Consider the following 22,034-nt stretch of genomic DNA (forward strand, 5'->3'; position numbering starts at 1 on the left):
CGCCCTGTCCATCCGCAAATCGGTTAGTGAGCGTTGGGCACACGGCGATCTGCAAACGGAACTGAAATGCCACCCCGGTAAAACAGTTCTCGCTGTGCCCGCCCCCGCTGTGGGGGCGGGCATTTCTTCGCTACGTATTGACGCTGCCGAAATTCAGCGCGTGCACCAGCTCCGAGCCGAACGAGAAAAGCATTCCCCATGGGGTATTCCAAATGCTGTCTCTATCCACGCGAACACTCTCCCTTTGATTGTGATGGTTCGGCGCCGATCGTAGAGCGGCCAGTCCGATCGCCTATGCGGCGGTCCCGCAGGGTCATTCACGCAAATGACAGCAGACCGTCAACGGTAGGCGCCTGAAGGTAGCGCGTAGGGCGCCATCCTGACCTGACCCTCGAGTAGGGTTCGCGGCAAAATACCGGAACCTTTCCCGATACGCCAGGACTTTAGACCCTATCTGCGGCGCCCGGTGTGGTGTACGCGGTGTCATTCAATCGGTGTACAAAGCCGTGACCTGCACAGGAACCTGTTCTCGCGGTTGGGATCTCGCGGCTGTGACTCTCGCCACTCCGGTTGTAACGAAGAAGGTTGAAGGTGCGATCATCATCCCGGCAGCATTACAGGGGGGCGGTCGTCATTCACCGCCAACAGTCGGAAGACAGAAGCGCTTGCCGGCTTATTGGTTCTCAGGTGGAAGGCAACGAATGTGACCGCATTCGATGTTCCGCTCGGCCCCGCATCGGGTACGCCGGGCGCAACAATGGTCTCTTCGGAGACAGGACGACTCGGGAGTCGTCGAGAGTGGCAGGCGGCCTACATCCGGCGTCTGCTAATCTCCGACACCCTGGTGGTGATCGCTGCTGTCGCGTTGGCCCAGTGGATTCGCTTCGGCGACAGTGGTGTTCTGACCACGGGCCAAGCCCTCCACGACCTGAGCTACACACTCGTTTCGGCCCTGCTGGTGGTCGCGTGGCTGGTGACGCTGGTGATCTTCCGGACCCGCACAATCCGGGTCATCGGTAGTGGTCCCGACGAGTACCGCCGGATCTTCGTATCGACGGTGCGTCTCTTCGGATTCATCGCGATCCTGGCACTTCTTTTCAGGCTCGACCTGGCACGCCTCTACCTGGCGATCGCATTCCCCGTGGGCTTGATTGCCCTGATGGTGAACCGCTGGGTGTGGCGCCAGGTGATCACGCGCAAGCGTTCGCATGGAGAGTTTCAGACCTCCGTCCTTGTGGTCGGTGGGGAGCGGTCGGTACGGAATCTTGCCGAATCGTTCGCCCGCGGCACTGCTGACGGATACCGCGTTGTCGGCGTGTGCATCCCGGGGCACACGGGCAAGTATGGCGACAAGATCACCGTGAATGGGCGGGAGATTCCAGTACTCGGTGACGAGCAGGACGTGGTGGAGTCGCTGGAGTTCTGCCGAGCAGACACAGTGGCTGTTACGGCAACCGAGCACCTCGGTCATGACGGAATGCGAGACCTGGCGTGGGCGCTCGAGCCGCACCACGTCGACCTCGTGGTAGCCCCCGGGATGATGGATGTGTCAGGCCCCAGGCTCTCGATGCGACCCGTCGCCGGCCTCCCACTGATCCATGTGGAGAAGCCGCAGTACCACGGTGCTCAGAGGTTCTCGAAGCTGTCTTTCGACTTTGTATTCGCAACACTGGCGCTGATCCTGATCAGTCCGGTTCTGTTGGCGGTCGCGATCGCGATCAAGCTGACCAGTAAGGGCCCAGTCTTCTACAAGTCCGAACGGATGGGCTTGGACGGCAGGCCGTTCCCTATGCTGAAGTTCCGCAGCATGGTGGTGGACGCAGACAAGCAGGTGTCCTCGCTGATGAAGATGAACGAGGGTGCCGGCGTGCTGTTCAAGATGCGCGAGGACCCACGCGTGACGAAGGTGGGTCGGTTCATGCGCAAGTTCAGCATCGACGAGCTGCCCCAGTTCATCAACGTTCTGCGTCGCGAGATGAGCGTGGTCGGCCCGCGGCCGCCACTGCGCCGCGAGGTAGAGGCCTACGACGGCACCGTGAGGCGCCGCCTCCTCGTGAAGCCTGGTGTCACTGGACTGTGGCAGGTGAGCGGGCGCTCGGACCTGTCGTGGGAAGAAACTGTGCGGCTTGATCTCTCGTACGTGGAGAACTGGTCGATGATGGGGGATCTGCTCATCATCGGTAAAACGGCAAGAGCAGTTGCTGCGAGTGATGGGGCGTATTGATTCACCCGGGATAGCTCGACCTGAGTGGATTGCGAGCACCAATCACGCCAAAGGTGCTGAATATTTTTCAGCGCGACCGAAGAATTTGATTTCAATTCCCAGTAAAGACTCCCCACGGTCGAACAACTATCATTTGAAAGGGGGACTGATATGCAGAAGGTTTCATTAGGACGAGTGCACGCGACGCCAGTGACTTTTGCTGAGTCAATAATTCAAATAATGCATATGACAAACGAGCAGCGCCCACACATTGTCGTTACGCCAAATATTGCGCACGTATGGCAGGCAAAAGATAACCCCGCGCTAGCTCAAGCTTACCAACTCTCAAACTTCTCTCCACCAGACGGATGGCCGGTCGTCGAGGCCCTCCGTCTCCTCAGCGACGTCGAGGAGATCGAACGAGTTACGGGTGCCGATCTCCTGATAAAGCTCTGCGAGCTCCCGTTGGTGGTCTCGTTTGTTGGTGGGCGAGCCGACTCGGCAGAGCTAGCTGCAGCACGGCTTTGTCGGAGAAACCCGCAACTAAGGATCGGCGTCGTCGAGAAAGCGCCCAATGACGAACTGATGGAGGCGGAGTTGCGAACCGCTTTGATCAGGCGCGTCGTGGAGTCGGACTCAGACATCGTCTTCGTGGGGCTCGGCGTCCCCAAGCAAGAACAGCTAGGTGTAGAGCTATTTCAAGTCATGGACCGTGGAGTTGTCATCTGTGTTGGTGCAGCGATTGAATTTGCGGCCGGAACGCTCCAACGGGCGCCCGAATGGTATGCAAAAGCACGTCTGGAGTGGCTTCATAGACTCTCAAGTGAGCCACGAAAGCTCGCAAGGAGATACATTCTGTCGGCACCGTATTTCCTAAGGATTGTTGCTCAAGAAATGTACAAATTGCGCTGAACTTATCGACACCGTCGTATTTTCCTAGAGAAGAATGAGTATCGATGCCCACACACGAACCGAAATCGGTCGAGCGACTGATAGTCCATCAATTTGATGCCGCTCGGCCGTCGCCCGGAGGAATAGATACTTGTATTCGCGGTATTTGCAAGTACTACCCGGGTGCAGGAACTCTTGCCGTGATCGGAGTGGACACGGGTATTCGGTCGAGGGGCCACGATCTCGGATCTTGGGAAGAACACAAGATCGGCGAACGAACCGTCTGGTTCCTTCCGGTGGCAAGGCTAGACCCTGCCAACCAAAACAGAATTGTGCCGCATTCGCTCAGACTGGTTGCCGGAGTGATACGCAATATCCGCAAGATACCACGTAGCAGGACGGTTCAAGTTCACCGCATGGACGTTGCTGTTGCCATCAAGATTATTCTGCGCCCGAAACTGCTCGCGTATTTCGTTCACACTCAGCAGAACGGTCTTACGGGCGGCAACTCTGATTCGCTGTGGCGATATGGTCAAAGAATGCATAGCGCCCTTGAGCGTCATCTCATCAAAACATCATCTGACGTCGTTGTATTTAATCCCGAGCACGCCGACCATGCAAGCAAGTTGAACCCAAATGCAAAATTCTCACCCACGTGGTTTGACCCAGATATTCTACAGTCGGGCGAGCATCAGCGCAAAGATCTGTCAATCATATGGGTGGGGAGAATGGAGGTCCCCAAGGATCCTCAGCTTGCGCTCACCGCGTTCGCGCGCCTAATCGAGTTGGACCCCAAACGGGGTTGGACTTTAAGAATGATCGGCGGAGGGACGCTAGAGAATGAGCTGAGAGCGTATGTCGCGGAGCTGCCCAACTCCGTTACTGAACGAGTCGAGATAATTGGCAGGATGACACCAAGCGATCTCAGTGCCGCAATGGCAACTTCGCATGTCTTTCTGATGACATCACACGCTGGTTACGAGGGCTTTCCGAGGGTTCTCGTGGAAGCAATGGCTTCCGGCTTGTCAGCCGTAGTAACCCACGGTTCTGATACTGGCGGACTCGTGAAGTCGGGTGTTACGGGCTTCACGACAAGTCGAGATCCGGAAGAAATATCCAGAAGAATCATTGACGCGACAAGAATTGATCCGACATACCCACGGGCTGAAGTATCAAAGTTCAGTGCGCTAGAGGTCATTGGCCAAATCGTGCGGGCAGAAGAGCGGAATCCAATGGTTTCGAATACTAATAATATGGAGCAATGATGAAAGCACTTGTAACTGGAGCGGCTGGGTTTGTTGGCTCGTCCCTCGCTCGACGGCTTGTCGCCGACGGTTGGGATGTTGTCGGAATCGATTCATTCACTGACTACTATTCGCGCGACCTGAAACGGATAAACATTGCTTCCATCCCGACCGATGCCTTCGAACTGGTCGAGGCGGATCTAAACAGCATTGATTTAGATCCCATATTGCAAAATTCAGTTGATGTCGTTTTCCATCAAGCAGGCCAGCCAGGTGTCCGCAAATCGTGGGGATCCGAATTCCAGGAGTATATTGATGCCAATATTGCGGCGACGCAGCGCCTGCTCGAAGCATCAGTGAAAGTGGGCAACCTATCCCGTTTCGTGTATGCGTCTTCGTCGTCTGTTTACGGTGATGCACTAACGTATCCGACCGATGAGACGCATACCCCCAAGCCGGTAAGTCCCTACGGAGTGTCTAAGCTAGCCGCGGAGCACCTGTGCACCCTGTATGCACACAACTTCGGGCTACCCGCGGTATCGCTTCGCTATTTCACCGTTTATGGCCCAGGCCAGCGTCCTGATATGGCTTTCACAAAATTCATGACTTCAGCCCTCGGATCCATGCCAATACCGGTGTTTGGCGACGGCGAACAGATCCGAGACTTCACATTCATCACTGATGTTGTCGACGCAAATGTTCGGGCAGCGACCTGTAACGGTGTTCGTCCTGGGGCGGTATTCAACGTTGCCGGCGGTGGAAGCATATCCGTGAATGAAACTCTGAAGATCATTGAAGAGTTGCACTCAAAGCCGCTCGAGATTGAGTATCGTGATCGTGTCAGTGGGGATGTCCATCGGACGGGTGGAAGCACCGAATTGATCCGTACTACATTGAATTGGTCGCCGGCAGTGTCGATCGAAGAGGGCCTCTCTGCTCAGTACGAATGGGCAAGGTCGCTACCCTCTCGAATCGGTGGGCCCGCGAGTCTAGGTGCTTCGGTATGCAGGATCTGACCCCCCACGAAATAATTGCAGACGTCGGATCGTGGCGCGCATTTCGTCGCGCCGATTTGAGGGCTTACGGGCGAACACGGTGGCGCGCTCACTACCGACTCATCTATCCCGGGCTGTATTACCAACGGATAATGCGCGACGTTGAACTCATGAGGGCATTAAACCTCAAGCGGTCGGCCGTCATTCGGCAGCTCCACCTCAAAGTTGTCGGAATCATAACGGGAATATCGATCCCTCCTGGTGTATTTGGGCCAGGACTCTCAATCCCGCACTATGGTTCCGTCATTGTGAATAACAAGGTTCGGGCTGGTCGATTTTGTCGTATCCACTCAGGCGTCAATATCGGTGAGAGTCGTGGGTTTGCGCCGGTGTTGGGTGACGGAGTCTACTTCGGACCCGGCGCTGTTGCCTACGGTGATATCGCGATCGGTGATCGAAGCGTCGTCGGCGCAAATTCGGTGGTGAATCGTAGCTTTGGAAATGACGTAGTCATAGCTGGCGCGCCCGCAAAACAGATCGGATCGAATGGGATGCAATCCGCCATGCCGACCTGGATTGTCAAGGAGATATCGCCCCTTGTCGAATAGAGACTTCCCCAAGCCGATCACGCTACACCTGGGACTGACGTTCGCTATCAGGCGCCCGGGAGTCGTGCTAACTCTGGTGTCTAACCGCGAAGTGAGGGTTTGAAGTGGCGATGCCGGGAGGGGGCGTAGCCAAATTCCTCCTTCCCGCTTTGTTGCAGAAAGCGCTCCCGCTTCTGACTCTACCCATCTTCACGGCCTTGATGGCACCAGCGCAGTACGGGCAGGCCATGATTCTCGTAACCGGCTTCATGCTGGGTACGGTATTAGTCAGCTTTGGGCAAGATACTGTTCTCTATCACGATGCAGGTACCGCAAGTGGTGCCGGGCGGATGCATGGCTTGAGATCCAGTGCAATATTAGTTCTTTGGTCAACAGCAACAATTTCGATATTCTTTGCGATCGCAGTATTTTCGTTCGGGCTCACAATGTTCGGTATTGGGAGCGATGTCCTTGCGATCGAATTGGTGGCGATCGGAATATATTGTGTTGGGTTTGTGCCGGCCGCAGCGCTTTACAGGATCGAGCGGATGGCGCTGCGATTTTCGCTCGTTCAATTGGGATTTGTATCCTCGCAGCTCACAGGTCGGCTTTGCTTCATACTGTCAATAGAAAATAGCCTACTGGCCTGGGCGCTCGCCGACGTTGCCGCGGCTTCGGTGGCATTGGTATTTGGATTTCCGATCGTCCGGAAAAATATACATCTTCGACACTTGAGTTCGGCTCTGATAGCAAATGGGATCAGGGTGGGCGTGCCGATGGTTCCAAGTAAACTGGCCCAATGGGTTGGCTCATTGTCCGACCGAATAATCATCTCGGCAAGGGCTGGGGTAGCTGCCGGCGGTGTCTACTCTTTGGGATCTCAAATATCATTCGCGGCATCCTCATTAATAGTTGAGATATGTCGATATTTTCTTCCGGAGTATGCTATCGGCGTATCTCAGGGCAAGCGTGCGGCGCTGGCACGGATCTTTGCAATTGAACTGGGACTGATATCGCTTATTTCTTCGGCTGTGGGGGTGGTGGGCCCAACAATAGTTGTTCTGCTCTTTCCGAGCGAATATTCAAGTGCTGCGTCGGTCGTCGTTATCTTGAGCTTCGCTGTAGTTTTGAACGGTATTCAATTCGTGGTCGTTGATTTTGTTAGTGTGGGCCTCGGCGTGACGGGACGGATCTGGGTATTTACGTCGATTGGCGCTGGTATTAGCGTCATTGGAAACTTCGCCCTGGTTCCGATTGTTGGGATAGAGGGTGGAGCATGGACATCTGTGGTGACGGCGGGCGTTGTCTTGCTGATGATGGGTTGGAAGTATCGACGGGAGTTGTCCGATTTTGGATTCATTGGTAGGAAGACAACTCTAGTTTTGTGTCTAAATTCGACCATAGTCTTAGGTTCTGTCGCAATAAGAGAAATTAATCCGGACCTGGACCTTGCATCGGTCGCACTAGTTGCTCTCGCGGCTGTCGGATGGTGGAGTGTGCGATCTGAAGTATCTGCACATAGAGCATCTAATTCACCCGTTACTGACGTGCTTGACTCCGCACCCCACTTACTGAGTTCTCGTCAATCGATCGACGTCAGAAAGTCTTGATATGCCGACCTTGAGTGTCATTCTTCCGGTTCGAAACGGTGAAAGATTTATTTCCGCTGCAATACGATCTACGCTTTCGGCGATGCCGCGGGACTCCGAACTGGTTGTGCTCGATGACGGGAGTACGGATCGGACTCCTGAGATCCTCGACGGAATCTCCTCCGCCAGGGTACGCGTACTGCGGGGAGCCGGAAATGGCGTCGCGGGTGCTTTGAACACTCTTATCGAATGCACCCAGAGTGAATATGTTGCGCGGATGGATGCCGACGACATAGTGCTTCCGATGCGATTTACAACGCAACTCTCTGTTCTCTCGCGCGGTGTGGATTTCTCCTTCCTTCCTGTCTTTCACCTTGGACCCTCCCGTTTTAAGGTGCGGCCGACCCGAATCAACCGAATGGGGCCGGGTGAACTACGTTTACGGCTCTTGCTTGACAACCCCGTAGCGCATTCCACCTTGGTTTGTCGTAGGGCTGCGATTGAAGAACTCGGGGGTTACAGGGAGGTCTGTTCTGAAGATTATGATCTGTGGATGCGTGCCGCAGCATCCGGTTACCGCCTTCATCGGGGTAATATTCCTGGCTTGCTGTATCGGCATCACGATGCTCAAGTGACGGCGTCGACTTCCTGGCTAGAGGAATCACGCGTGGAACCGTTGCTCGCCGCTGCGCACGATGATCTGAGTGCTAAGCAGCTTGGAATTTCTTTCCAGTGTATAGACGCGATTCGTCGACCGAGCTTGGCGACTTCAGAGTGTATTGATCGTGGTTCAGTAATGGTTGATCGAATCATTGCGCTAGCGCGCCAGCAACTTTCACCTCCAGCTGTTAGGCGTTTGTCAGCACGAGCGGACGCGATTGCTTCTGCGTGGCGGGCGCGATCATGCTAATCAACCATTTGGGATCAGGGATCTTCGGGAGCCACTCGACGGGCTGGAGGTCATGAGATGATCTATGCTGTCGCCGCATCCGCGTTAGTTGCTTTGGTTATATTGCCGGTATTCCCGAAGCGCTTATTGCTTATGCTGCTCGTCGCCGGCCGTTCATTGTGCGATATTGGTGTAGCCCAGTTTGACCGAGTTGATGAGCTTGCGATTGTAAGCGGTGGAATTGCTGTGGCTGCAATTATTGGTGCCGTTCTGTCTTTGTTGAGCGATTCTTCTTTTACCAGGGTCGCACTTCTTTGGTGTGTGTCGTGTTTCGTTGGGGTTTGGTCTGTTGTTGCCTTTCAGATTTACGGTATCCGTACGGGGTTGCTAGAAGAGACCATTCGTTTGGTTTCAATTATCGGCATCTTGGTCATTGCTCACTCGGTCGCGCGCAAACGTGCGTCTGATTTTGTACTCATTTCCTGGATGATGGCGCCAGCTGTGATCTACGCAATCTCCGGACTCGTCCTGGGGTTTCCAAATATGACGATCTACAGTGGGCGGCTGACGGCGAGTTTTAGTCATCCAAATGCTGCGGCGGCATTTTTTGGTGTTGGGTGCGTGGTGGGTGTTCTGCTAATTGTGATTGGGCCCTCGTTCTGGCGTAGCGTGTTCCTCATCGCAAACGCGTATGCTCTCCTACTTACCGGGAGTTTGGGAGGGATCGTTGCGGCAAGCATCGGTGCAATGGTTGTGATCGCGCTGACTCCGAATCGAAGTTCGGAGTTCCGAGCGGTTTGGTGTCTAGCAGTGCCACTTTGCTTGGTCGTTTCATTTCCCATTTTTGGCTTATCTGACCGCCTTTCCGAATTTGGTGGCGAGTCATCAAAGCTCGCACCTGATTCTTTTGAATGGAGACTGCAGAATTGGCGGCTATTGGTTGATATCTGGCGTGAGCGGCCTGTTTTTGGATATGGATGGGGGTCAACTAGTCTTTTTATCCAGCCTCTCGGCGGTCCTCCTCACAGCGCTTTTGTGCAGGTTCTTGTGGAGGCCGGCGTTGTTGGTGTTTTGCTTGCATGCGGTACGGTGGCTTATCTAGCAATTCGATCTATTAGGTCCGCTCGTCGTGGCAGCACGTTTGGCACGCTTACATTCGGTCTTGTTTCGTTTGCCCTGGTGAACGGTTTTGAGAGCAACCTCCTCGGTTATACCGCGGCGGGCTATTTGCTGGCGGCATTGTTCGGAATTTCTTTAGGGGCGGCGGATGCGCAAGTTAGCGCCGTCCAGATGAGTTCTGTTACCTCGGATGGAAAAAGGAATGGTATTCATGTCGAAAATTATTCTCGTTTTCTGTGATCGAAGCGTGAATCAGGGGCGCCCGCATATTCAGTTCCTTCTGGCTTGTTTCAGGTTGGCGCAAATTGGCCGGGCGTCGGTCAGCCCTGCTGCGCGATTCCTGGTTGGTGCGCCCGCTAGCGCTTTTTACCGGAGTATTGGTCTATTCCTCTTTGGAATCGATATTCCAGTTAGTACAAGGGTAGGTACGCGCTTGTCTATCCATCACGGTGTGGGTCTCGTGGTGCATAATCAGGCGAAGATTGGTTCCGACGTTACGCTCCGACAGGCGACGACGATCGGGTCAAAACGAGGCAGAGGTGCTCCAATCATTGCGGACGGCGTTGATATTGGACCAAATGTTTGCATCATTGGCGACATCGTGATCGGTCGTGGTTCCGTGATTGGGGCGGGCAGTGTCGTCGTGGCCGACGTCAGTGACGGCTGTGTTGTTGCAGGCAATCCCGCCCGGTTACTGCGCCGACCGGAGTAGTCATCGATGGGTGAATGTCGTCGTGGAGGCGCGGGCGTTCTTGTTTAGCGCCAAATAGATTGGGATAGGAATTATGGGCGTTCAAATTGCAGTGTTCGGGACCGGCTATCTCGGTGCTACCCATGCCGCATGCATGGCTGAACTGGGCCATGAAGTGCTCGGCGTCGATGTCGACGCGGCTAAGCTCGCCAAACTCGAAGCCGGCGAGGTGCCCTTCTACGAACCGGGCCTCGAAGAAGTCTTGCGGCGGAACCTCGCCGCGGGACGCCTGCGGTTCACGTCCTCCTACGAGGAGGCGGCCGAGTTTGCCGACATACATTTCCTCGGCGTCGGTACCCCCCAGAAGAAGGGGGAGTTCGCTGCCGATCTCAAGTTCGTTGATGCGGTTATCGAAACCCTCGCACCGCTTCTCACCGGGCCGGCGGTGATCTTCGGTAAGTCGACAGTCCCCGTGGGAACTGCCGAACGGTTGGGTGCGCGCGCTCGCGAACTCTCGCCCGCCGGAGATGCCGTGGAGGTGGCGTGGAATCCCGAGTTTCTGCGTGAAGGCTTCGCCGTCCAAGACACGTTGCACCCGGATCGACTCGTCCTCGGAGTCGATCGCAGTCGACCCGGCCGAGCTGAGGCAGTCGCACGCGAGGTGTACGCGCAGCTTCTGGACGAGGGCATCCCGTTCCTGGTGTCGGATCTCGCCACGGCTGAACTGGTGAAGGCCTCGGCGAATGCGTTTCTGGCTACGAAGATCTCGTTCATCAACGCGATCGCAGAAGTGTGTGAAGCATCCGGTGCCGACGTCACGGTGCTGGCCGACGCAATCGGCCACGACGCTCGCATCGGTCGGCGCTTCCTCAACGCCGGACTTGGCTTCGGCGGCGGCTGCCTACCGAAGGACATCAGGGCGTTCATGGCGCGGGCAGGCGAGTTGGGTGCAGACCAGGCCCTCACCTTCCTACGCGAAGTCGACAACATCAACATGCGTCGTCGAACCCGTATGGTCGAGCTCGCGCGCGAAGCATGCGGCTCCCTCTTGGGCGCAAGGGTTGCGGTGTTGGGAGCGGCATTTAAACCGGACTCCGACGATGTGCGTGATTCCCCGGCTCTGAACGTCGCCGGCCAGATCCAGCTTCAGGGTGCCGCGGTCAACGTGTACGACCCCAAAGCCATGGACAACTCACGGGCGCTGTTCCCCACACTCGGATACTCGGACACCGCGTTGGATGCGTGCGAAGGGGCCGACGTAGTCCTGGTACTGACCGAATGGCCTGAGTTCCAGAAACTTCAGCCCGCAGATCTGGACGCCGTGGTTCGCAAGAAGGTGCTCATCGACGGACGCAACTGCCTCGATCCGCAACAATGGCGCGATGCCGGTTGGACCTACAGAGGACTGGGCAGGCCGTAGCCGGTCGTCGAGCGCCTCGTAGGTGTCTCGTCCCACGGTCCGAGATGATGCCATCTACTCTGGGACCGGTGCGGCGACTGGCGATCCTTGCAGTGAGTGCTCTTGGGGCTGCGGCTGTAGGAGTAGCCGGCCTGGGAGGGATGGGCTACTTCCTCTACTCCAAGTCGCATGTCGATCCGATGAGACCTGTCGATGCCATCATCGTGCTCGGCGGGGATCGCGATGGTCGCGAGGAGTACGGCATCGAACTTGCGCGGGAGGGCTTCTCGACGAACATTGTGCTGTCGAATCCTTACTGGAAGGGCGACCGCAAGATGGCCGACTTTTGTGCCATCCAGGATCCGCGCTTCACCGTCACCTGCGTCCCGCCGCAACCGAGTACGACGCGAGGCGAGGCCCTGTTCACGCGGGACCTCGCCGCGCAGCACGGGTGGACCAGCGTCATGGTGATCAGCTGGCGATACCACCTACCGCGTGCGCGGTACATCTTCTCCCAGTGCTTCGAAGGCGAGATCGTCATGCGGCCGGTCCCGCGAGACTACGACTTCAGCCTCGCCCAATGGGAATACATCTACCTCTATCAGACGTTCGGGTTCGTGAAGGCGTTCTTCCAGAGGCGCAGCTGAATTGTGGCTCTCGGTTGCGAAGGGTGCGGCGGCTGATCTAGTCCACCTTCCGAACATCCAGTGCCCGGAAGTGGTAGCCGTCCTGCGTTCCGCCGATCGTCGATTCGGGCTCGAACGTGACCCGGTGTCCCGGGGTCAGAAAGCGAAACCCCGGGCCTGAAACATAGCTGAAGTGCGCCCACGCGCCACCGGGAGTGGCGTCGGAATCGATCACACCCCAGCCCTCTTCGTCGCTCCAGGTGCGCACGATTCCGGTAGTGCGGTCTGCGTGAATCCGCGGGGGCGCGGGAGGAAGATCCGCTTCGGTGATCTCCCTCGCCGTGCCGTCGGGAAAGGTGATCCACAATCGGGACGCGTAAGGGCTGTCCGGCGGTGGCGCGACGTACGGCTCGCTCCCCGCTGGCCACGCGCGAATCGTGGAGAAATTGCACCCGTCCATTGGGTTGTCGAGCGCGTTCCACTCGAACTCCACCCTGGGCCTCGCGAAGTGTGGGGAAGCCCTCGACCGCCACGCTGTGAAACAACGTCCAGCATCAACCCGACGTTTCGCCGGAATCCGATGATGCCTTACATCTCCTGGAGGCGCCGGCTGCGAACGACGCCGGGAGTTGTCATGCCGCCATTGTTGCTTGGCTCGCGTGCGAAAGAGCCAGTTTGCACTAGCCATTGACTCGAAAGTGTGTTCGAACTAGAATTCGAGCATGGGGATCGGGGAGGATATCCAGGGGGCGTTGTCGGACGAGATTCTGGCGACCGCGGTCGGTGATGCGTGGCGTCTGGCCGAGGCGGAGCTGCTCGACTCAGTGGTGCGGGTCTCGGAGGAGATCCAGCGACTCGAGGCGCTGCGCGTCAAGCTGGTCGGTGCCGTCGACCATCGCTGCCACGTCGATGTGTTGGGATTTCCGAACGCCAAGATGTGGCTGGCGTCCAAGACATTGCTCGAGGTCGGTGCAGCGGGGCGAATCGTGATGTTGGGCCGGGGATTGCGGTTCCAACCGGAGATCGCCGACGAGTTTTACGACACCAACATCTCGGCGGAGCATGCGGCGCTGATCATGAAGTTCTGCGAACGGCCACCCAAGGGCATGCCGGACGAGGCGATGGACGACTGCCGGAACGCGTTGCTCTTCGCCGCAACCGGTCCGACCGCAAACACCGATGCGGTGCGTGCGGTGATCGCCCGACTGGAGCGCGTCTTCGAATCGGATGACCCGCCGCCCAGTGAAGACACCGAACGCAACGAGTTCCACGCCTCCAAAACACTGAACGGACGCATCGCGGTGAAGGGCGACCTGGATGCGGTGACCGGTGAAATGCTGCTGTCGGCGCTGTCCGGCCTCTCCAAGCCACGACCTGCGCAAGACGGAACCAAAGACGACCGCACCCCCGGACAACGACGGGCCGACGGGTTCACCGAACTGCTGCGCCGCTACCTCGATTCCGGGATCGCCGGCGAAGAAGGTGGCGAACGGCCACACGTCTCCCTCCACGTCAACATCAAAGACCTCGCCGACCACACCGACTGCAGTGCGCGAGAACAGAACAGTGCGCCGGTGCCCGATGGGCAACTCTTCGCCGTCGACGGCGTGGCCTGGACCGAGTGGATGGGGCCACTGAGCATCAAAGCAGCCCGGCTCCTGACCTGCGATTCGATCTACACGCCGATCGTGCTCGACGAGAACGGATCGCCCCTCGACCTCGGCATCTCCACCCGGACAATCACCAAGAGACAGCGAAAAGCGTTGGTGGCGAGAGATCGAGGATGCGCATTCCCCGGATGCGGAGCGCCGCCATCGTGGTGCGAGGGCCATCACATCATCCACTGGTCCGCCGGGGGACCCTCCGACATGGGCAATCTGGTACTGCTCTGCGGATTTCATCACCGGCTCATGCACCACAGTGACTGGGAAATAGAAATGGGAGCCGACCGGCACCCCATATTCATCCCACCTCGGCAAGTCGACTGGGACCGGAAACCGATACCTGCACACAACAGGGCACGGCCCCGAGCATCCTGACCCGGGGCGCCCCACACATCGCCGACTCCGCAACAGGACGATTCCTGTTGCCGAGCCGGCATGTCGTCGTGCCCGGAGTGCGGGCAGTGTCAGCGAACCGTCGACCTCATCGATGCTGGCGACGACATCTGATCGCACCACGCCGACAAGCGCTACGACCGCAGCAGTGCGCTCGCTCGAACGCCGCTCGTCTCCGGCAGGCGTGAACGCGATTACTACCCGAGCACAGGCGTCCACGGCATTGGGCAGGGCGCCAACTCCCTCGAACTCCGCTGCCGATGCCCCATCACACCCGTCGCCCGACTGCCCTGCGTCGGCATGCCTGGCCGCATTCTCGGCAAAATGGCCGTCGCAGATGTCGGCCAATCGCCGAGACGACTGGCGGTAGTCGCGTCACCGAACTGGGTGGTAACTCGTGATGTGGCCGGTCCCGCGGGACCACCAGGGCAGCGTCGCCCGCTGGGAGCTCCTCTACGTCTCCCAAACCGTCGGGGGCATCAACGCATTCCTCCAGGTGCGATGCTGAGTTCTCGATACTCGAGATGACGGCAAAGCCGAAGGCGGCTCTACTCCACCTTTCGAACATCCAGTGCCCGGTAGTGGTAGCCGTCCTGCGTCCCGCCGGCCACCGTCTCTGGCTCGAATGTCACCTTGTGCCCGGGCGTCAGCGAACGAAAACCCGAACCCGTGAGGTTGCTGTGGTGCGTCCACGCGCCACCGGGAGTCGCATCGGAATCGATGACGCCCCAGCCCTCTTCGTCCCTCCAGGTGCGGACGATTCCGGTGGTTCGGTCGGCGTGGATCCGTGGCGGCCCCATCGACTCCGCCAACCCGTTGCGATCACCGACATCGAGTTTCATATACGCCCGGTAGATATGGCCCTCCACCGTCCGCACTGACACGAACAGCCGATCGGCAATCTGCTTATTCGACAACCCAGCCGCCGCCATCGAGGCCACCTCCCGCTCACGACTCGTGAGGGGGAGTGGATGTGCGGCCTCAACGAGTGCGGGGGACGACATGTGGTCGCATCGGGCCGTCAGCGCCTCGGCCGCATCAGCGCACTTGATCGAACGCCGTCTGTCTCCGGCATGTGTAAACGCGATCGCCGCCAGTGCATAAGCGTCTGCGGCATCCGGCAGGGCGCCGATCGTCTCGAACTCCGCTGCCGCCGATGCCACACCGCATCCGTCGCCAGTCGCGATCGCTGCCGCGTGTCGGGCAATGATGTCGACAAGTTGGCCATCGCAGATGTCGGCCAACTCGGCGAGACGCGTCGCGGTTGTCGTGTCACCGAACCGGGTGGCAAGGTGCAGCGCGACTGCCTCGATGCCGAATTGACCGGCTGTGCACGCGGACTCTGCAGCCGACCGCGACAGATCAACGGCCCGGGAGGTTTCCCCGCGTGCCGCGGCAAGCCACGCCTGCGACATCATGAGCTGGGGCCCGAACACGGCAACGTGCCGGCCGTTCCGGGCCTGCGCAGCGGTGATGATCCCGTCCGCCTCGTGGATGCGACCGAGTTCCGCATATGCCTGACCGAGGACGATGTAGGCGGGGAAACTCCACGAGATGGCGTCGGCCGTGTCGCCCACGTTGAGGGCGGCGATCGCCTGCTCGAGGCGACCCGCAGCGTCGTGGAACCGACCACGGGCAAGCTCCACCGTCCCGACCAGGATGTTCGCAAGCCCCCACGCAACGTATCGGCCGCTCGACGCCAACGAGAGGTACTCCTCGGCTCGGCGTTGTGCCGCGGCGAACTGTCCGGTGAGCGTCAACGCGAGGATCTCACCGTGTGCGGCCGGGAACCGCAGAAGCCCGTCGATCTGATCGGCCACCGCCGCGCTGCGTGCCGCCAGCTCGGGCACCCGGTCGCCGCGTCCCATCAAGGCCAGCGACAGTCCGCCACCGAAGAATGCCCACTCGACCGCCCACGGCAACACCCGATCGGCGGCCAGTATCGCCATCGCTGCTGCCGCCGCTTCCTCGGGCCGATTCTCGAACACCGCGCACACCGAGCCGATTCCCTCGATGATCGGCACGAGACTGGGGTGAGTCACCTTCGCGCGGAGCACCGCGAGGACCTCGTCGGCCTTCTCCGACTCGCCGCTCGCCCAGAACAGGTTCGCGATCCGCGACGTGCCCCAGCGCACCAGCTGCACCTGGTCGAGGCTGTCGGGCGAAAAGGAGCGCAGCAACGATTCCGCCTCGGTGGCGTGTCCCTGCCACAGCAGTGCTCGGGCCAGGAGGTCGGCCGCCTCGAAGCTGCCGGTCTGGTCGAGTGCCGCGCGGGCGAGCCGTTCCCCCAGAGGTACATTCGCCAATCCGATGGCATCCTCGGCGGCGTCGACCAGCAGGGCGGGCTCGACGGATCGATCGCTGTCGAGGGCCAACTCTGCCAGCCGAATCCGATTCGACGACCCGACCACGGCGCGACTGCTCAAAGCCTCCACGAGCTGTCCGCGGAGTCGCCGCCCCGCCGCGCGCCCCACCCGTCGCCGGATCACCTCACCGAATAGTGGATGCGTGTAGCGGACGTCGAGCCGGCGTCCGTCCTCGATGATCCTGACGAGGCCGCGTCGCTCGGCCTCCTCCACTGCGTCCTCGCCCGCCAGCTGACCGAGGATGTCCAGATCGAGCGGCTCGCAGAACGTGAGAAGCTGCAACGCCTGCAGCACGTCGTGGGGTATCTGATCGATCCGGTGCTCCAGCAGGGATGCGAGTTCGGACGTGATGGCGGCTCGTCCCCGTAACTGCCAGACGCCACCGGAGCGGCGCAGCGTCCCGGCTTCGAGGGCGCCCTCCACCAGGTGCCGGACGAACAACGCGTTCCCACCGGACGCCTCCCAGATCATGTCGGCGCTCAGCCCCTCGAGGGGGCCGTCGAGCACGGACTCGATCAGTTCGATGCTCTGATCCCGGCTGAACGGCGCCAGCTCGAGTCGCAGGAGGTGGCCGTCCTTCCACAACGACGTGATCGCGTCGGGGACGGTCTCACCGTTGCGAACGGTGGCGACGATGTGGACGGCCTTGTCGAGGGCGAGCTGGTGAAGGAACGTTGCCGACAGCTGATCGAGGAGATGAGCGTCGTCCACGCCGACCACCACGTCGTGACTGTGACCGTCGTCGAGGAGCGCCTGCCGCGCCGCGGACAGAAACGCGACCGGATCCCGGGAGGTGGACGTTCCGACCAGATGGGCGAACACACCCAGCGGAATGCTCCGGGCCGACTCGGTGCCCGCCACCCATTTCACCTCTTGAGGCAATGACTCGGTGGCGAACCGCGCGAGAGTGGTCTTGCCGACGCCGGGATCGCCCGTGAGGACGACACCGCATCCCCCGGACCGAGCCGTGAGCGACGCGGTGATCGCGTCGAACTCGACTTGCCGCTGAACGAGAGGCCACACCGGACCCATAGGTCTGATTCTAGATTCTCGCGCCCCCGGAAACAGCACCGCGACGAGGATCGAACGCGAGTTGGGAAGCAAAACAGTGCAATACAACCTCGGAGTCGCTTTTCGCCGCAATACTCCGGAAGCGTCGACGGGTTGAGTAGGCCGGCACGGGCGCCGGTTCGGTTTCGTTCTCGACCCGAGGCGTGTCCCGCGCGTTCGAGTAGGGCGCTACTCGCGAGACTAACTGACATTTCGGCCAAGCTGAATGCGTATCGCGGAAAGTTATTGCGTCGAACTACAGGAGAACGTCATGACCGCGCGGCCGGAGCCCTTCTTCAGTTGGACGGCGAGACGGGTCGAACTCCGCGAATCCGAGTCCACCGATCTGGTGCTGGACGAACTCGTGCCACTGGGAACCTGCACGGCCCGTCTGATCGCCGCCCGCGACGAGGACGACGATGTCGATTACCTCGCGCTGGTCGTCGGAGACGTCGCGGACGGCCGGGACGTCGCGGTTCGCGTCGTCGACGAGGAGATGCTCCTCATCGAGGGCGGCCGCTCCAGCGCGTCCCCGGAAATCCTGATCGGGCTGACGGCCACGCCGAACATCTGTGATTGCTCCAGCGCACGACACGTCGAGAGCCAATTGTGTGTCGACGGCCCCATCCGCACGATGATCGCATCGGTGGGAGTGCGGTCCGTCGTCGTCGACTGGTATCACCCCACCTCGACGGCGGCGTGAGCCGAACTACTCTGCCCGCCGGCTCGGTCCACCCAATAGTCGGGTAGAGCGCCACTCGTGGAATTCGGGACCAATCGATGGAGCGTTGAGGTGTTCGAACACTGAAGGCCCCCTCTGAACGCCGGTCGACGATCGAACCGACCCACAGCGCTCACCTGAATGACTCACCCCGATCAAGGACGACATCGTGATATCACACGGAAATTCATACGGCGACAACGACGGCGACAACACACTCGCCGCCCCCTCCGAACCCGAAGTCACGGGCAGCCACGTCGTCGTCTTCACCGAAGGCGGCAACCGAACGGACGCCGCACAGACACTCCGCGACGTTGCGGGGCTGTCCGACGTGGCACGCAGCACCGAATTCGAATCCAGCGCGCTGGACCTGTCGGAGACGCAGGACGCCGACGCCGTCGTGTTCGACGAACTGGGGATCGCGGTGGTCACCGCCGATCCCGACCAACTGGCGGCACTACGGGCGGCCGAGGCCGGCGACGGCCCGGTGCTCTCCATCGAACCCGAACTGATGCACTACGCCCTCTCCATCGGCACCGATCCTCGGGTGCAGGCCGAAGTGGCAAGCTTCACCGACACCGCGGACATCACGTGGGGACTGCATGCCACCAATGTCAGCGCGTCGGCGTGCGGGGGCTTCGGCGTCAAGGTCGCCGTCCTCGACACCGGCTTCGATCTGGCGCATCCGGATTTCGAGAACCGCGCCATCACCGCCCAGTCGTTCGTGCCGGGTGCCGCCGCGCAGGACGGTCACGGGCACGGCACTCACTGCGTCGGAACCGCGTGCGGCCCCAAGTCCCCGAGCGGCACCCGCCGATACGGAGTGGCCCACAAGGCAGACATCTTCGTCGGCAAGGTGTTGTCCGATCAGGGACGCGGAGCCGACCGGGGAATTCTCGCCGGAATCGAATGGGCGATCGTGAACGGCTGCCAGGTCATCTCGATGTCCCTCGGCGCGAACGTGGAGGCGGTGTCCGTTGCGTACGAGACGGTGGGCAGCCGGGCACTGGCATTGGGGTCGCTAATTGTCGCGGCCGCAGGCAACAACGCGAACCGCGCGGCAGGGAACATGGGGTTCGTGGGTCCACCCGCGAACAGCCCGTCGATCATGGCCGTCGCAGCGATCGACTCGGCGCTCGGACTGGCCAACTTCTCGGCCCGCAGCAACCCCGTCATCGGCGGTCAGATCGATGTGGCGGGTCCCGGGGTGGGCGTGTTCTCGACCGTCCCCGTGCCGACGCGGTACGGCACCAAGAGCGGGACCAGCATGGCCGCCCCACACGTCGCGGGCATCGCCGCGCTGTGGTGCGAGGCGACCGGACGCACGGGCCCCGACCTGTGGGCCGTCCTCACGCAACAGGCCCGCAGACTCCTGCTGCCGTCCCTCGATGTCGGGTCGGGGCTGATCCAGGCACCGGCATGATCGCGATCACCGTGACCGTCGACGCCGACCACCTCGACGACATCGAGGCGGTCGGCGCGGCGCTGCGGCTGCGCGGAATGCGTGTCGATCAGGTACTGCACACGATCGGAATCATTTCCGGCGCGGTGGGGGAGGACGAGCATGCCCTCCTCGAGTCCGTTCCCGGCGTGCAGTCCGTCGAGACGGAGAACGTCGTCCAGATACCGCCGCCCGACGCGAACCCGCAGTAGCGGCGGTACCTCACGATCAGCTGCCGCAGTTCGGCACGTTCACCGTGACGTTCGGCGAATCCACCAACGGCTGCACCGGGACCCGGGCCTCGCCCGGAGCGGAGGGCTCGGTGAGCTCGAATTTCACCTCGGCGGTCTTTCCCCGTTGAACCATCGCTCGCACGTTGAAGGCGGGGTGACCGAGTTCGGTGCCGGTGAAGACGAACTGCTGAGCGCCGTTGACCGTCACCTTGTCGAGGGTCGCGCCGCTGGTGGCGAGCAACGACAGGTCGACGGCGTTGGTGCCCTTCGGAACGTTACCGACCGTCTCGAACAACCCCGCAACATAGTCGGGGAATTCCCCCGCGGGGGTGTTGTTGGTCAGACGCACGGTGACGGTCGACGAACGGGTATCGTCGACGCAACTGTCTGCGACGTATTCGATCTCACGGGACAGGTAGTAGTCGAGCTTGTTTCCGCCCTGGTTGTTCACCACGACACCCGCGTACGGCGCCGCGTCGTCCGGAACGACGTTGCCTACCTTCGTGCCCGAAAGCACCTGCTGCAGAGCGGGGTCCGCACTCCACACCGCGATACGCCCCTCGCCGGCCGCCTTGCCCAGCGCGTCGAGCAGCGCCTGCGGGGACGACAGCTTGCCGGTCATCTTGTCGACCACCCGCGCGGCGACAGTCTGCAGGTACTGCTTACGGGCCTTGTTGTCGTCCGCGAATCGCACATACGCGGTCGATTCGGTGAGCTCCACGACGTTGTCCTTCGTGATCACCTCACCGTCCGGCATCGTGACCGGGCCGATGGCGCCGAGCACGTAGCTGAGCGCGACAGGATCGGTCGCGACGGCTCCGTCAACCTGTTCGCCGGATTCCTGCGCCCACAGCGATTTCCAGATCTGCGCGGCGTAGGGAAAGTGGGAACTGAGGTTGCTGTTCCGGAAGTCGGTGGTGGGTCGGCTGGGGCCGTACCGTGCCTCGAATTCGGGGCCGAGATCGAGGGGTTGCTTGTCCATCGACAGCTCCGCGTTCGAGGCGAGCGTGTCGACCTTCGCCGATCCGTCGTGGGCGCGAACGATGCCGAATCCGCCCAGCAGCCCACCTGTTCCACGAGCTTCGGCGTTCGTCTGGAATCCGAGGAAGTAGTTCCGCGGCCCGTCCCCGCCGAGCATCGCCGGCACCACCTTCGCGGCGATCGCGGTGTTGCTCAGCAGCTTCGACAGCTCGGCCGTCTGATCCTGCAACGCCGTGCGTGCCTCGTTCACCACGCCGAGGTAGGTGGCCTCGTCGATGGACTGCGCCTGATCCGACAGTGACTGCGCGGCAACGGATGTCCGATCCAGTACCGGAACGGCGTCACGCAACGACTGCACGTTGACGCGGCCACCGCCCTCGATCAGCTGATCGGGGGCCAGCGTGCTTCCGGCGTCCACGGCAGGACTCAAGACGTCGTGGGTGAGCCCCCGCACGACCTCGGAAATCTGCTGAGAAGTTGCTAGCGGGCTACCGAGAACCGGGACGGCGGCGGTGATGCTCCACGGAATCGAGTGCGTGTTGTCGTAGGCCCGCGACGCGTACTTGTCGGCGTCGGCCGCCGACCGCTGGGCAATCTCGGTGTCGCCGTCGAGCAGGGCGTCCTTGGCGATCTGCGCGTGACCACGCGCCTCCTCGAGGTTCGCCTTCGCCTCGCGGGCAGTGAAGCCCAGCCACGCGCCGAACGCGACGACAACCACCACGGCCACCGAGCCGCCGACGATCACGCGCCGCCGGAGCCTATGCGCCCGCACCCGAGGTTGGTGTGTCCGGCGTTTACGGACACGTCGAACCGGTGTTCCGTCCGCCGCCTGAGCCCGGCCGTCCGACCCGTGATTGTCCGGGCCTGACGTGCCGAAACCCGACGGGCCCGTGACGTTGTCGTCCATTACTGCATGGCTCCTGTCTGAGGGTGTGCAGAGATTATCGTGACG

The 22,034-nt window shown here is 60.5% G+C and carries 18 protein-coding genes; 15 read left to right on the forward strand and 3 right to left on the reverse strand.

Going from position 1 to position 22,034, the window contains the following annotated elements:
• The first annotated feature begins 757 nt into the window (after positions 1–757).
• The 11 genes from JWS14_RS29810 (at position 758) to JWS14_RS29860 (ending at position 12,254) form a co-directional block, all read left to right on the forward strand.
• Entirely contained in the window at positions 758–2,224 is a 1,467-nt protein-coding gene (locus tag JWS14_RS29810; protein WP_095861447.1) for a sugar transferase, read from the forward strand.
• 225 nt (positions 2,225–2,449) lie between these two features.
• Positions 2,450–3,115: a WecB/TagA/CpsF family glycosyltransferase gene (locus JWS14_RS29815; RefSeq protein WP_206015024.1), complete on the forward strand. Its 666-nt coding sequence runs from the start codon at positions 2,450–2,452 to the stop codon at positions 3,113–3,115.
• Between the two features lie 44 nt (positions 3,116–3,159).
• On the forward strand, positions 3,160–4,359 hold the full coding sequence (locus JWS14_RS29820; RefSeq protein WP_095861333.1) for a glycosyltransferase family 4 protein: 1,200 nt from the start codon (positions 3,160–3,162) through the stop codon (positions 4,357–4,359).
• Positions 4,356–5,354 carry an NAD-dependent epimerase/dehydratase family protein gene (locus JWS14_RS29825; protein ID WP_206015025.1) on the forward strand — a complete coding sequence of 333 codons (999 nt, stop codon included), beginning with the start codon at positions 4,356–4,358 and terminating at the stop codon, positions 5,352–5,354. Before JWS14_RS29820 ends, JWS14_RS29825 begins: the two co-directional genes overlap by 4 nt.
• A 131-nt stretch (positions 5,355–5,485) precedes the next feature.
• Positions 5,486–5,941 (forward strand): serine O-acetyltransferase, encoded by a 456-nt coding sequence (locus tag JWS14_RS29830; protein ID WP_095861332.1) that lies wholly within the window; start codon positions 5,486–5,488, stop codon positions 5,939–5,941.
• 110 nt (positions 5,942–6,051) lie between these two features.
• A complete protein-coding gene (locus JWS14_RS29835) occupies positions 6,052–7,530 on the forward strand; it encodes a lipopolysaccharide biosynthesis protein (RefSeq protein ID WP_095861331.1) in 1,479 nt (492 codons plus the stop codon).
• Position 7,531: 1 nt separating this feature from the next.
• Entirely contained in the window at positions 7,532–8,419 is an 888-nt protein-coding gene (locus tag JWS14_RS51835) for a glycosyltransferase family 2 protein (RefSeq protein ID WP_095861330.1), read from the forward strand.
• Between the two features lie 57 nt (positions 8,420–8,476).
• Complete coding sequence (locus JWS14_RS29845) at positions 8,477–9,757, forward strand: O-antigen ligase family protein (RefSeq protein WP_095861329.1); 1,281 nt, start codon at positions 8,477–8,479, stop codon at positions 9,755–9,757.
• The gene (locus tag JWS14_RS29850) at positions 9,729–10,229 is read left to right on the forward strand and encodes a serine O-acetyltransferase (RefSeq protein WP_179377550.1); all 501 of its coding nucleotides are present in this window, start codon (positions 9,729–9,731) and stop codon (positions 10,227–10,229) included. The genes JWS14_RS29845 and JWS14_RS29850 overlap by 29 nt, the downstream gene beginning before the upstream one ends.
• 73 nt (positions 10,230–10,302) lie before the next feature.
• Entirely contained in the window at positions 10,303–11,628 is a 1,326-nt protein-coding gene (locus tag JWS14_RS29855; protein ID WP_095861327.1) for a UDP-glucose dehydrogenase family protein, read from the forward strand.
• Positions 11,629–11,807: 179 nt separating this feature from the next.
• Positions 11,808–12,254: a YdcF family protein gene (locus JWS14_RS29860; protein ID WP_306454237.1), complete on the forward strand. Its 447-nt coding sequence runs from the start codon at positions 11,808–11,810 to the stop codon at positions 12,252–12,254.
• A 37-nt stretch (positions 12,255–12,291) separates the two neighbouring features.
• Here JWS14_RS29860 and JWS14_RS50260 read toward each other — a convergent pair whose 3' ends face one another.
• Positions 12,292–12,501: a cold-shock protein gene (locus tag JWS14_RS50260; protein WP_241031505.1), complete on the reverse strand. Its 210-nt coding sequence runs from the start codon at positions 12,499–12,501 to the stop codon at positions 12,292–12,294.
• A 454-nt stretch (positions 12,502–12,955) separates the two neighbouring features.
• Here JWS14_RS50260 and JWS14_RS29870 point away from each other — a divergent pair, with 454 nt between their 5' ends.
• A complete protein-coding gene (locus tag JWS14_RS29870; RefSeq protein WP_095861326.1) occupies positions 12,956–14,272 on the forward strand; it encodes an HNH endonuclease signature motif containing protein in 1,317 nt (438 codons plus the stop codon).
• 566 nt (positions 14,273–14,838) lie between these two features.
• On the opposite strand, the gene JWS14_RS29875 is transcribed toward JWS14_RS29870, so the two are convergent.
• Entirely contained in the window at positions 14,839–17,688 is a 2,850-nt protein-coding gene (locus JWS14_RS29875; RefSeq protein WP_095861325.1) for a LuxR C-terminal-related transcriptional regulator, read from the reverse strand.
• Positions 17,689–17,977: 289 nt separating this feature from the next.
• Between JWS14_RS29875 and JWS14_RS29880 the strand changes: the two genes are divergently transcribed.
• The 3 genes from JWS14_RS29880 to JWS14_RS29890 all read left to right on the forward strand — a co-directional run bounded on the left by JWS14_RS29880 (position 17,978) and on the right by JWS14_RS29890 (position 20,080).
• Entirely contained in the window at positions 17,978–18,409 is a 432-nt protein-coding gene (locus JWS14_RS29880) for a GTP cyclohydrolase II (protein WP_095861324.1), read from the forward strand.
• Between the two features lie 187 nt (positions 18,410–18,596).
• Positions 18,597–19,850, forward strand: a complete 1,254-nt coding sequence (locus JWS14_RS29885) for a S8 family serine peptidase (RefSeq protein ID WP_095861323.1) — start codon at positions 18,597–18,599, stop codon at positions 19,848–19,850.
• Positions 19,847–20,080 carry a hypothetical protein gene (locus JWS14_RS29890; protein WP_095861322.1) on the forward strand — a complete coding sequence of 78 codons (234 nt, stop codon included), beginning with the start codon at positions 19,847–19,849 and terminating at the stop codon, positions 20,078–20,080. The genes JWS14_RS29885 and JWS14_RS29890 overlap by 4 nt, the downstream gene beginning before the upstream one ends.
• 16 nt (positions 20,081–20,096) lie before the next feature.
• Here JWS14_RS29890 and JWS14_RS29895 read toward each other — a convergent pair whose 3' ends face one another.
• Complete coding sequence (locus JWS14_RS29895; RefSeq protein ID WP_241031506.1) at positions 20,097–21,989, reverse strand: DUF4012 domain-containing protein; 1,893 nt, start codon at positions 21,987–21,989, stop codon at positions 20,097–20,099.
• Positions 21,990–22,034: the final 45 nt, after the last annotated feature.

Source organism: Rhodococcus koreensis (assembly GCF_017068375.1).
Lineage (GTDB): Bacteria > Actinomycetota > Actinomycetes > Mycobacteriales > Mycobacteriaceae > Rhodococcus_F > Rhodococcus_F koreensis.